This window comes from Mesorhizobium sp. MC2-1-1, assembly GCF_057597255.1.
Genome location: NZ_CP195205.1, coordinates 2473835 through 2486224 on the forward strand (window position 1 = coordinate 2473835; position 12390 = coordinate 2486224).

Below are 12390 nucleotides of genomic sequence, written 5' to 3' on the forward strand. Positions count from 1 at the left end.
GCTTATTCCGCCGCCTGCTTGAAGCCGCTCTTGGCCAGCGCCGAGCATTCCGCCATCACGGCCGACGCCCGCGCGATCGGGTTGGTCAGATAGAAGTCCTTCACCGGCGAGGTGAAGGTGCCCTTGTTCAGCCGTCCGCCGAGCTTAGCCACTTTCGCGATGTCGTCGCCGCTGCCAGCCAGCACCTGGTCGATGCGGGCGAGATGGGGGAATTCGCCATAGAGCCTGGCACGTAGTTGCGCCAGCGAATCAAATGGCAGCCTCTTGCCGAGCACGTCCGAGAGCGCCCGCAGGATCGCCCAGTCCTCGCGCGCCTCGCCGGGCGCGAAGCCGGCGCGATTGGTCTGCTGGACGCGCCCTTCCGTGTTGACATAGGTGCCGGACTTCTCGGTGTAGGCGGCAGCCGGCAGGATGACGTTGGCGCGATGCGCGCCGGCGTCGCCATGCGTGCCGATATAGACGACGAACGCGCCTCCGGTTCTCGACATGTCGATCTCGTCGGCGCCGAGCAGGAACAGAAGATCCGTGTCGCCGAGCATGCCGGCAACATTCTTGCCGCCCTCGCCAGGCACGAAGCCGACATCAAGGCCGCCCACGCGTGCCGCCGCGTTGTGCAGCACCGCGAAGCCGTTCCAGTCGGCGGTGACCGCGTTGACGGCGGCCGCGAGCCTTGCCGCCTGGCCGAACACGGCCGCGCCGTCCGATCGGGCCAGCGCGCCCTGGCCGACGATGATCAGCGGATGCGTGGCCTTGCTCAGTACCTCGAAGAACTTGCCGTTGCCGTCGGCAAGGTCCTTCAGGGATTCGGGGCCGGCGCCTATGAGCTCGTAGTCGTAGCGTGTGTCGCCGATCTCGCCGATGACGCCGACCGGCAGGTTGCCGACGCGCCAGCGCTTGCGGATGCGCGCGTTGAGCACCGAGGCTTCGAAGCGCGGATTGGCGCCGATGATCAGCACCGCATCGGCCTGCTCGATGCCTTCGATGGTCGGGTTGAAAATATAGCTGGCGCGGCCGAGGGCCGGGTCGAGCGCTGCGCCATCCTGGCGGCAGTCGATGTTCTTGGAGCCGAGCGCGGCCATCAGGAGCTTGAGCGCGTAGATTTCCTCAACGGCAGCAAGATCGCCGGCGATCGCGCCGATCCGCTCGGGCGCCGTCTTGCCCACTTCGTCCTTGATCGCCGCGAAGGCTTCCGCCCAGCTTGCTGCTGCCAGCTTGCCATTCTTGCGTACGTACGGACGGTCGAGGCGCTGCGTGCGCAGGCCGTCCCAGATGAAGCGGGTCTTGTCGGATATCCACTCCTCGTTCACCGCCTCGTTGACGCGCGGCAGGATGCGCATCACTTCACGGCCCCTGGAATCGACGCGGATCGCCGAGCCGACCGCGTCCATGACGTCGATCGATTCCGTCTTGGTCAATTCCCACGGCCGCGCCTGGAAGGCGAACGGCTTGGAGGTCAGCGCGCCGACAGGGCACAGATCGATCACGTTGCCCTGCAGTTCCGACGTCATCGCCTGTTCGAGATAGGTGGTGATCTCGGCATCCTCGCCGCGGCCGATCAGGCCGAGTTCGGAGATGCCGGCGACCTCGGTGGTGAAGCGGACGCAGCGCGTGCAGTGGATGCAGCGGTTCATCACCGTCTTGACCAGCGGGCCAATATACTTGTCTTCGACGGCGCGCTTGTTCTCGTGATAGCGCGAGGAATCGACGCCGAAGGCCATCGCCTGGTCCTGCAGGTCGCACTCGCCGCCCTGGTCGCAGATCGGGCAATCCAGCGGATGGTTGATCAGCAGGAATTCCATCACGCCTTCGCGGGCCTTCTTGACCATCGGCGTGTTGGTGAAGATTTCCGGCGGCTCGCCGTTCGGGCCGGGGCGCAGGTCGCGCACGCCCATGGCGCAGGACGCCTGCGGCTTGGGCGGGCCGCCCTTCACCTCGATCAGGCACATGCGGCAATTGCCAGCGATGGACAGCCGCTCGTGGAAGCAGAAGCGCGGCACTTCCGCGCCGGCATCCTCGGCCGCCTGCAGCAGCGTATAGTGGTCGGGTACCGTGATCTCTTTCCCGTCGACCTTTAGCTTTGCCATTCGCCTCAAACCCCTGCGGATGTTCCGCAATCTCTATTTCCGGGCACGACCGACGCCGCGCCCGGCACTACAATTCACTTGGCCGCGTCGAGCGCCGCCGCCTGGGCAGTCCAGTCGTCGCGACCGATGCGGCCGGCGAGCGACAGATAATCCTCGACCCAGGCGATCTCTTCCGACGTCCAGGCGGCGATCTGGCCATAGGTCCAGATGCCCAGACCGTTGAGCACCTTCTCCAGCTTCGGCCCGATACCCGAAATCGCCTTCAGGTCCGACGGTTTGGCCGGCTTGTCTACAGCCCTGGGCTGCCTGAAATCCTCGGGCATCAGCCCGGTCGCGACGGGCTGCGCGACAATATCGGCCCCGGTCGCGTCGAGCGCCTTCTCGGTCGCATTCGCCGCGATGTCGGTCACGTCGCGGGCAAAGGTCTGCGCCTCGGCGATAAGCGTCTCGGTCGCCTTGCGTGCCTTGGACGCGTTGGCGGCCGCTTCGCTCTGCGCCTCGAGATCGTCGAGGAAAGGCTGGAACATGCGCTGCGAAGCTTCCAGCGCACCGGCGAACGCGCCCATCCACATGCCGGCGGCATGGTTGGCAAGACCGATGCCAAGGGCCGACATCGCCGCGGCGCCCGCGACCGGATGCGCCATAAGGTTGACGGCGCTAGCCATCTCCTTCGGCATCATCTTGGTCAGGTCCTGGTTCATCTTCTCGAATTGGTCCCAATAAGGCATGAACGGATAGGGTATCGAATACGGCGCCATAGAGATCTCCTGGTCGTTTCTTCGTATGCCCCGCCCCTGCTTTCAGTCGTCGGGCCAAGCCCGTATTTCAAAGTCTTATTCCGCCGCCACCATCACCGGCTCGACCCGGTGCGCATTGCGCGAAAACTCGTCGATGCGGCGCTCGACCTCGCCGCGGAAATGCCGCATCAGGCCCTGGATCGGCCAAGCCGCCGCGTCGCCCAGCGCGCAGATCGTGTGACCCTCGACCTGCTTGGTGACGTCGAGCAGCATATCGATCTCGCGCTTCTGCGCCTCGCCGCGCACCAGCCGCTCCATCACTCGCCACATCCAGCCCGTACCCTCACGGCACGGCGTGCACTGGCCGCAGCTCTCATGCTTGTAGAAATAGGAAAGCCTGGCGATCGCCTTCACGACATCGGTCGACTTGTCCATGACGATGACGGCGGCGGTGCCGAGGCCGGATTTTAGGTCGCGCAGCGCGTCGAAATCCATCGGCGCGTCCATGATCTGCTCGGCAGGCACCAGCGGCACCGACGCGCCGCCCGGGATGACGGCGAGCAGGTTGTCCCAGCCGCCACGGATACCGCCGCAATGCGTCTCGATCAGCTCGCGGAACGGGATCGACATTGCCTCTTCGAAGGTGCACGGGTTGTTGACGTGGCCGGATACGCAGAACAGCTTGGTGCCGGCATTGTTCGGGCGGCCGAAGGACGAGAACCAGGCAGCGCCGCGCCGCAGGATGGTCGGCGCCACCGCGATCGATTCGACGTTGTTGACGGTGGTCGGGCAGCCATAGAGGCCGACATTGGCCGGGAATGGCGGCTTCAGCCGCGGCTGGCCCTTCTTGCCCTCCAGGCTTTCGAGCAGCGCGGTCTCCTCGCCGCAGATATAGGCGCCGGCGCCATGATGCATGTAGACGTCGAAGTCGTAGCCGGACGTGTTGTTCTTGCCGATGAGCTTCGCCGCGTAAGCCTCGTCGATGGCGCGCTGCAGCGCCTCGCGCTCGCGGATGAACTCACCGCGCACATAGATGTAAGCAGCGATCGCGCCCATGGCGAAGCCGGCGACCAGCGCGCCCTCGACCAGCGTGTGCGGATCGTTGCGCAGGATGTCGCGGTCCTTGCAGGTGCCAGGCTCCGATTCGTCTGCGTTGATGACGAGGTAGCTCGGCCGGCCGTCGCTCTGCTTGGGCATGAACGACCATTTCAACCCGGTCGGGAACCCTGCGCCGCCACGGCCGCGCAGGCCGGACGCCTTCATCTCGTTGACGATCCAGTCGCGCCCCTTGGCGATGAGGCCCGGCGTATCGTCCCAGATACCGCGCGACTGCGCACCAGACAGCGAGGTGTCGAAGAGGCCGTAGATGTTGGTGAAGATGCGGTCTTTGTCCTGAAGCATTTCTCGTCCCTCAGACCGGCTTCTTGCCGAAGACGCGGATGTATTCGGCGACACCGCCCTTGGCGAGCGCCTTGGCCTGCTTCACCCAGTCGTCGCGCTCGATACGGCCGCTGAAATTGAGATAGCCGTCGACCCATTCGCGCTCGGCTTTCTTCCAAGATGCGACCTGCGCGAAGGTGTAGATGCCCAGCGAATGCAGGGTCCCTTCGATTTTCGGACCGACGCCAGAGATCAGCTTTAGATCGTCGACCGTTGCCGGGCGCTCGATGCCGGCGGGCCGGTTCTTGTCCTCGAGCGAAGGTTTCGCCGATTTCGCCGCAGCCTGCTTGGTTTCCGGCGCCTTGAAAGCAGCGGCCGGCTCGGCCTTCGTCTTCGGCCCGCTACGCGGCTTGGAAACCGCCTCGACTGCCGGATCGGCTTGGTTGGCGTTGGCGGCCGAGTGGCGCGGCGCCTTGACGCTGGCGCCGTTCTCGGTGGCCGGGGCGACCTTGACCGGCGACGGCGTGTTCAGCGCCGGGCTGGTTTCAGCCGCGTGGGTCTTCGGCTTGCTGGATTTGGATGGCGCAACCGGGGCCGAGGCGGCTGGTGCCGGAGCCGCTGTGGCCTGCGAGACGACGGCGGCAGGTGCAGTAGCCGGCGCCGCGGCGGCGGCGTCCTTGGGGGCTTTCGCCGCCGCCTTGGCTTCCTTTTCGCGCGTCGACTTCAGGATCGCCTTCTCGCTCGTCAGCGTCTTCAATCCACCGGCCGGCTCGGAGCCGTGGCGGCCGTTCTGCGGACCGGGCTTCACCTCGGCGCCCTTGCCGGCGTCGTAGAGATCGATGATCTCGGCCAGCCGCTCGGGCGTCAGGTCCTCGAACGTGTCCTTGAAGATCATGACCATCGGCGCGTTGACGCAGGCGCCGAGGCATTCGACCTCCTCCCACGACAGCGTGCCCTTGTCGTTGGTGTGGAACTGGTCGTGATGGATCTTCGAGCGACACACATCCATCAGCGCTTCCGAGCCGCGCAGCATGCAGGGCGTGGTGCCGCAGACCTGGATATGCGCGCGCGTGCCGACCGGATTGAGCTGGTACTGCGTGTAGAAGGTCGCGACCTCGAGGCCGCGGATGCGCGGCATGCCGAGCATGTCGGAGATGGTCTCGATCGCCGCCTTGGTGACCCAGCCTTCCTGTTCCTGCGCGATCATCAGCAGCGGGATGATGGCCGACTGTTCTCGCCCCTTCGGGTATTTGGCGATCCACTGCTGCGCCGCCGCCGCGTTCGCCTCGTTGAAGGCGAAGGTAGCGGGCTGGACGCTGGCATCTGCGAGACGGCGGACTGACATTTAGCGATCGACCTCACCAAACACGATGTCGAGGGAGCCAAGCACGGCGGTGACGTCGGCCAGCATGTGGCCGCGGCACAGGAAGTCCATGGCCTGCAGATGTGCGAAACCGGGCGCGCGCAGCTTGCAGCGATAGGGCTTGTTGGTGCCGTCGGAGACCAGATAGACGCCGAACTCGCCTTTCGGCGCCTCGACGGCCGCATAGACCTCGCCGGCCGGCACGCGATAGCCCTCGGTGTAGAGCTTGAAGTGATGGATCAGCGCTTCCATCGAACGCTTCATCGCCGCGCGCTTCGGCGGCACCACCTTGCCGTCGAGGTTCGACACCGGGCCGGCGCTTTCCTTGCCGAGCAGGAGATCGACGCACTGGCGCATGATCCTGGCCGACTGGCGCATCTCTTCCATTCGCACGAGGTAACGGTCGTAGCAGTCGCCGTTCTTGCCGATCGGGATGTCGAAATCCATCTCGGAATAGCATTCATAGGGCTGCGACTTGCGCAGGTCCCAGGCGGCGCCCGAGCCGCGCACCATCACGCCCGAGAAACCCCAGGCCCAGGCATCGGCCAGGGACACGGTGCCGATATCGACATTGCGCTGCTTGAAGATCCGGTTGGGCGTCAGCAGCGCGTCGAGATCGTCGATCGACTTCAGGAACGGGTCGATCCACTTGCCGATGTCCTCGACCAGCTTCTGCGGCAGGTCCTGGTGGACGCCGCCCGGCCGGAAATAGGCAGCATGCATGCGCGATCCCGAGGCACGCTCATAGAACACCATCAGCTTTTCGCGCTCGACGAAGCCCCACAGCGGCGGCGTCAGCGCGCCGACGTCCATCGCCTGCGTCGTCACATTGAGGATGTGCGACATGATGCGGCCCATCTCGGAATAGAGCACGCGGATCAGCTGGCCGCGCTTCGGCACCTCGATTTCGAGCAGGCGCTCGACCGCCAGCGCGAAGGCATGCTCCTGGTTCATCGGCGCGCAATAGTCGAGCCGGTCGAGATAAGGCACCGCCTGGAGGTAGGTCTTGGCCTCGATCAGCTTCTCGGTGCCGCGATGCAGCAGGCCGATATGCGGATCGACGCGGTCGACCACTTCGCCGTCCAGCTCCAGCACCAGGCGCAAAACGCCATGCGCCGCAGGGTGCTGCGGACCGAAGTTGATGTTGAAGTTGCGGACGGAGGTCTCAGCCATCGTGGCGCCTCAATTTGCCTTCGCCTTCTCATCCCCCGGAAGGACGTAATCCGTCCCTTCCCACGGGCTCAAGAAGTCGAAGTTTCTGAATTCCTGCTTCAATTCCACCGGCTCGTAGATAACCCGCTTGGCCTCGTCGTCGTAGCGAACCTCGACGAAGCCGGTCAGCGGGAAATCCTTGCGCAGCGGATGCCCCTCGAAACCGTAGTCTGTGAGGATACGGCGCAGGTCCGGGTGGCCGCTGAACAACACGCCGTAGAGATCGTAGGTCTCACGCTCATACCAGTCGGCGCCGGGATAGACGGCGGTCAGCGACGGCACCAGGGTCTCCTCGTCGGCCTGGACCTTGAGGCGGATGCGCACATTCTGCTTCGGCGACAGCAGGTGATAGACGACGTCGAACCGCCTGGCGCGCGACGGGTAATCCGCTCCGCAGACGTCGATGATCGAGATGAACTGGCAGCGCGCATCGTCGCGCAAGAAGGTCGCCATTTCGATCAAGTTAGCCGGCTCGACAGAGACCGTCAGCTCGCCATAGGCAAGCACGGCCTCGCCGATGCGGCCGGAGAGCTTCTCGCCGAGATAGGTGGAGAGTTCGTTCAACGCCTGGGTCATCGACTCACCGTTCGATCGTGCCGGTGCGGCGGATCTTCTTCTGCAGAAGGAGAATGCCGTAGAGCAACGCTTCCGCGCTCGGCGGGCAGCCGGGCACGTAGATGTCGACCGGCACGACGCGGTCGCAGCCGCGCACCACCGAGTAGGAATAGTGGTAGTAACCGCCGCCATTGGCGCAGGAGCCCATCGAGATGACGTAGCGCGGCTCCGGCATCTGGTCGTAGACCTTGCGCAGCGCCGGCGCCATCTTGTTGGTCAGCGTGCCGGCGACGATCATGATGTCGGACTGGCGCGGAGACGCGCGCGGCGCGACGCCGAAACGCTCCGAGTCATAGCGCGGCATCGAGGTGTGGATCATCTCGACCGCGCAACAGGCGAGGCCGAAGGTCATGAACATCAGCGAGCCGCTGCGCGCCCAGGTAATGAGCGCTTCGGTCGAGGTGACGAGGAAGCCCTTGTCGGCCAGTTCGTCATTGATCTGCAGGAAGAAGGGATCGTCCTCCCCCACCGGCCTGCCGGTATTGGGGTCGATGATGCCCTTGGGCTTCGGCGCGACGAGGGTGCCTGAACTGTCGTTCAATCCCATTCCAGCGCTCCTTTTTTCCATTCATAGGCAAAGCCGATGGTCAGCACCGCCAAAAACACCATCATCGACCAGAAGCCGAGCATGCCGACCTTCGAGAAAGACACCGCCCATGGAAACAGGAAGGCGACCTCGAGATCGAAGATGATGAACAGGATCGACACCAGGTAGAAGCGGATGTCGAATTTCATTCGGGCGTCGTCGAACGAGTTGAACCCGCATTCATACGCCGAGAGCTTTTCCGGGTCGGGATTGCGGTAGGCCACCAGGAACGGCGCTATGAGGAGCGCCAGACCGACGACCAGCGCCACGGCGATGAAAAGAACGATCGGCAGATATGAACTCAGGAGTGCGCTCATGCGGCGGCTTTCCTTAGGCGGGCAGTTCACTTTGATTACAGCAACGAACCCTAATGCGGAAGCGTGACAGTTAACCGCTGAACCGTTTTAGGAGGCCCATGCTGCATTGCGGCGATGGGTTAGCGCAGCGGTTTCGGTGACGCAAGTCAAACCTTGTTCAAATCGCGGCTCTGGACGCCTCATCGCAAGAAACTGGTCCGATCCAATCCTGTTTGATTTCCTTCATTTTTCACTCCACTTTTATCTCCTGACATATATCCCGCCATTTGCCTGCTAGCATGGCCGGAATCACCGGCTGAAAATCCAACGGATGATCGAGGCAAGGACACCTTGATGAAGGAGAAAATCTCGCTCGCCATGGCGAGGCGCATTGCGCTTGGAGCACAGGGGTTCAACGATCCTCGCCCCGGCGGCGTTCCGGATCGCCGCCACCTAACCCGCGTGCTGTCGCGAACCGGCCTCTTGCAGATCGATTCCGTGAGCGCCGTGGTGCGCGCCCATTATATGCCGCTCTATTCGCGCCTCGGCCCCTACCCGCTTGCGCTGCTCGACAACGCCGCAGTCAGCCGCAAGCGCGCAGTCTTTGAATATTGGGCGCACGAGGCGTCGTTCCTGCCTGTCGAGACCTACCCTTTGATGCGCTGGCGCATGCAGCGCGCCGAGCAGGGCGACGAGATGTATCTCGGCCTCGCCAAATGGGGCCGTGAGCGCAAGCCGATGATCGACGAGATTTATAAGGAGGTAGTCGATCGCGGGCCGATCGCCGCGTCCGACATCGAGGGCCACAAGGGCAATGGCGGCTGGTGGGGCTGGAGCGAAGCCAAGCACGCTTTCGAATGGCTGTTCTGGGCCGGCCGCATCACCACTGCGTACCGGCGCGGCTTCGAGCGCTACTACGACCTGCCCGAGCGCGTTTTGCCGCAGGCGGTGCTCGACCTGCCCGTACCCCCGGTCGAGGACGCGCATCGCGAATTGCTGCGCATCTCGGCCCGCGCCCACGGCATCGCAACCTACGGCGATCTGCGCGACTATTTCCGCCTCGCACCGGGCGATACGAAGGATCGCATCGAGGAACTGGTCGAAACGGGCGAATTGCTGCCGGTGAAGGTCGAAGGCTGGGACAGGACTGCCTATCTCCACAAGGACGCGCGAATTCCGCGCCGGATCGAGGCGCGCGCCCTGCTCGCACCCTTCGATCCCGTCGTCTTCGAGCGCACCCGGACCGAGAAGCTCTTCGGCTTCCGCTACCGCATCGAGATCTACACGCCGGCCGAAAAGCGCCAGTACGGCTATTACGTGCTGCCCTTCCTGCTCGGCGACCGGATCGTCGCCCGCGTCGATCTCAGGGCCGACCGTCCGGCCAGCGTGCTGCGCGTCCACGCAGCCTATGCCGAAGCAGGCGCACCGCCTGAAACCGCCGCCCAGCTCTTCGACGAGTTGCAGCAGATGCAGGCATGGCTCGGCCTTGAGGCGATCGAAGTGACGCCTGCCGGCGACCTCGGACCGGCGCTGCTCAGCGTTGCCGCTGCCGAGCGCTCTTGACATCAGCGAAAGGCTACAGTCGTCTGACAAGGTTTTGTCGGCCTAAGTTCGAAGGATGGCGTCGCAAGAGGTTCTCGACCTGATTCACGAGGCGTTGATTGCGCATGAGATCGGCGCCGTCCGCGGACAGAACGATGTGACGCTTGAGCTGGAGGACCTTCGCTTTGAGGCCGAGATTTTCGACAGAGAGCAGCGGGAAGCAACAACCTGGCTTGTCGTCGAAATCCACATCTTCTCACCGTTGCTTGGATCTCAGCCTGTTATCGAATCCTTCGTTGGGATGGGCGAAACGCGTCAACAGGCGATAGTCCAGGCATTTGGAAAGTTTCTGATCGGCGTATTTCACGTGCTGATCGAGGGCTTGGCGAAACATGTTTGCGAGAACATGCAAGCCGAGATCGAATTCTGGCGTCGAAACGATGCCAGCTGGAAGGTGTATAGTGGGCCCGTCATTACTCAGGCCGTGACGGAATGCACGCTTAACCGGACATTTCCGGCGTTCTACGCCCAGCTGGAAAAACTGTTCTCCACAACCGTTCGCCCCGGCAGTCATTTTGCGCGGGTATTCGTGGCAAGCCACGGCGGACAACTTGTAGGCAAGGAAGTTCTGCTGGATAACGAAACATGGCCGGAGGCCCAGGAACTACTCGTCGGCTGGGACTGGCAGCACGGCGATAGGTACCAGGCATTGCGCCAGGTCATTCTTGCGTTACCGGAAGACAGACCGGTTGCGGCGAGCCGTTGGGCGCAGCTCGGCAAGAAAATTTTGCGGCGCTGATTGCAACTGGCCGACATCGCGGTGTCGTAGCCGCGCGTTGACACTACCGCCTGCAAAAGCCTAAATCCGCTCCAGACGGTCCCCTACCCGCAACGGCAGGGGCCAAGAGGGAATGCGGTGCGGGTCAAAACCCAAATCCGCGGCTGTCCCCGCAACTGTGAGCGACGAGCCTCGGCCGAAAACCACTGGGGTATTCCCGGGAAGGCGGCATTCAGGGCGACGACCCGCAAGCCAGGAGACCTGCCGTCTGAGACATTAGGTATCCGAATGCCCGGCGGGTTTTCCGGGCAAGGAGCATGGTTTTGGATCGCAACGGCAGTTTCCCGGCAAACAGTGCGGATATTTCGTCCGAGCCCGACACGCTGGCCGGTGTAACCGTCATCGTCTGCTCCTCCTGCCGCGACGAGACCGGCTCGGAAGCGCATCCGCGCGCCGGCGCGCTGCTGGCCGAAGACACGCGCCGCGCCGCATCGGCCGAAAACATCCGCATCCGCACCGTCGAATGCCTCGGCAATTGCAAGCGCCGGCTGAGCGCCGCGCTGCTGCGCGACGGTTGCTGGAGCTACGTCTTCGGCGATCTGGGTACCGCCAGCGGCGCCGACCTCGTCACCGGCGCCAAACTCTTCGCGACTTCGACCGACGGCCTGATCCCCTGGCGCGGTCGGCCCGATTCCCTCAAGCGCGGCCTCGTTGCCCGCATCCCACCCCTCGACATGCTGAAGGACTGACCATGACCGCCTCCGTTTCCCGCGTGCCCTGCACCGTCGTCACCGGCTTCCTCGGCGCCGGCAAGACGACACTGATCCGCAACCTAATCGAAAACGCCAAGGGCAAGCGGCTGGCGATCATCGTCAACGAGTTCGGCGATGTCGGCATCGACGGCGAAATCCTGAAAGGCTGCGGCGTCGACGCGTGCCCGGAGGAAAACATCGTCGAACTCGCCAATGGCTGCATCTGCTGCACGGTCGCCGACGATTTCGTGCCGGCGCTCGACCAGATCCTGTCGCGCACGCCCAAGGTCGATCATATCCTGATCGAGACCTCAGGCCTCGCTCTGCCGAAACCGCTGGTCCAGGCCTTCCAGTGGCCGACGGTGAAGAGCCGCGTCACGGTCGACGGGGTCATAGCCGTCGTCGATGGCCCGGCGCTCGCAGACGGTCGCGTCGCCTCCGACATGGATGCGCTGCAGGCACAGCGCGCGGCCGACGATTCGCTCGACCATGACGATCCAGTCGAGGAAGTTTTCGAGGACCAGATCGCCTGCGCCGACCTGATCATCCTGTCGAAGAGCGACCTCATGGACGCTGCCGGCTCGGCGCGCGCCAACGCCGTCATCGGCGAGCATGTGGCGCGCGCTGTCAAGGTCGTACCGACCACGCAGGGCAAGGTCGACCCTTCCGTGCTGCTCGGCCTCGGCCTTGCCGTCGAGGACGACATCGAGAACCGCAAGACCCATCACGACGACGAGCTCGACCATGAGCATGACGATTTCGATTCCTTCGTCATCGACATCCCGTCGATCGCCAATCCAGATGAACTGGCCAAACGCGTCGCCCTTGCCGCCGAGCAGGAAAACGTGTTGCGCGTCAAAGGCTTCGTCGAGGTTGGCGGCAAGCCGATGCGGCTCCTGCTGCAGGCCGTCGGCCCTCGCGTCAACCATTACTATGACCGCGCCTGGACGGCCGATGACGACCGCCGCTCGCGGCTCGTCGTCATCGGCCTCAAGGGCCTGAACCGCCCGGCGATCGAACAGATCCTTGCCGGCTGAGGCAAATC

Annotated in this window: 12 protein-coding genes and 1 riboswitch; of the genes, 4 read left to right on the plus strand and 8 right to left on the minus strand. The window is 64.0% G+C overall.

Going from position 1 to position 12390, the window contains the following annotated elements; genetic code table 11:
* Positions 1–2: 2 nt before the first annotated feature.
* The 8 genes from nuoG to ACR64R_RS12480 form a co-directional block, all read right to left on the minus strand.
* Complete coding sequence (nuoG, locus tag ACR64R_RS12445) at positions 3–2084, minus strand: NADH-quinone oxidoreductase subunit NuoG (RefSeq protein WP_487361913.1); 2082 nt, start codon at positions 2082–2084, stop codon at positions 3–5.
* Positions 2085–2158: 74 nt separating this feature from the next.
* Entirely contained in the window at positions 2159–2842 is a 684-nt protein-coding gene (locus ACR64R_RS12450) for an NADH-ubiquinone dehydrogenase (RefSeq protein WP_487361914.1), read from the minus strand.
* Between the two features lie 75 nt (positions 2843–2917).
* Entirely contained in the window at positions 2918–4222 is a 1305-nt protein-coding gene (nuoF, locus tag ACR64R_RS12455) for an NADH-quinone oxidoreductase subunit NuoF (protein ID WP_487361915.1), read from the minus strand.
* Between the two features lie 10 nt (positions 4223–4232).
* On the minus strand, positions 4233–5546 hold the full coding sequence (locus tag ACR64R_RS12460; protein ID WP_487361916.1) for an NADH-quinone oxidoreductase subunit E: 1314 nt from the start codon (positions 5544–5546) through the stop codon (positions 4233–4235).
* Positions 5547–6737, minus strand: coding sequence for an NADH-quinone oxidoreductase subunit D (locus tag ACR64R_RS12465; RefSeq protein ID WP_487361917.1), 1191 nt, complete (start codon positions 6735–6737; stop codon positions 5547–5549). It lies immediately after the preceding gene.
* A gap of 9 nt (positions 6738–6746) precedes the next feature.
* Positions 6747–7352 (minus strand): NADH-quinone oxidoreductase subunit C, encoded by a 606-nt coding sequence (locus ACR64R_RS12470; RefSeq protein ID WP_487361918.1) that lies wholly within the window; start codon positions 7350–7352, stop codon positions 6747–6749.
* Positions 7353–7356: 4 nt separating this feature from the next.
* A complete protein-coding gene (locus ACR64R_RS12475) occupies positions 7357–7938 on the minus strand; it encodes a NuoB/complex I 20 kDa subunit family protein (protein WP_292074920.1) in 582 nt (193 codons plus the stop codon).
* Complete coding sequence (locus ACR64R_RS12480; protein ID WP_140644309.1) at positions 7929–8294, minus strand: NADH-quinone oxidoreductase subunit A; 366 nt, start codon at positions 8292–8294, stop codon at positions 7929–7931. Before ACR64R_RS12480 ends, ACR64R_RS12475 begins: the two co-directional genes overlap by 10 nt.
* 333 nt (positions 8295–8627) lie before the next feature.
* Here ACR64R_RS12480 and ACR64R_RS12485 point away from each other — a divergent pair, with 333 nt between their 5' ends.
* The 4 genes from ACR64R_RS12485 (at position 8628) to cobW (ending at position 12382) form a co-directional block, all read left to right on the plus strand.
* Positions 8628–9836: a winged helix-turn-helix domain-containing protein gene (locus ACR64R_RS12485; protein ID WP_487361919.1), complete on the plus strand. Its 1209-nt coding sequence runs from the start codon at positions 8628–8630 to the stop codon at positions 9834–9836.
* Between the two features lie 55 nt (positions 9837–9891).
* Positions 9892–10614: a DUF6348 family protein gene (locus ACR64R_RS12490; protein ID WP_487361920.1), complete on the plus strand. Its 723-nt coding sequence runs from the start codon at positions 9892–9894 to the stop codon at positions 10612–10614.
* A 59-nt stretch (positions 10615–10673) separates the two neighbouring features.
* A riboswitch (cobalamin riboswitch) is annotated at positions 10674–10876 on the plus strand.
* A gap of 40 nt (positions 10877–10916) precedes the next feature.
* Positions 10917–11342, plus strand: coding sequence for a DUF1636 family protein (locus tag ACR64R_RS12495; RefSeq protein ID WP_487362427.1), 426 nt, complete (start codon positions 10917–10919; stop codon positions 11340–11342).
* A gap of 2 nt (positions 11343–11344) precedes the next feature.
* On the plus strand, positions 11345–12382 hold the full coding sequence (gene cobW / locus ACR64R_RS12500; protein ID WP_487361921.1) for a cobalamin biosynthesis protein CobW: 1038 nt from the start codon (positions 11345–11347) through the stop codon (positions 12380–12382).
* Positions 12383–12390 lie beyond the last annotated feature (8 nt).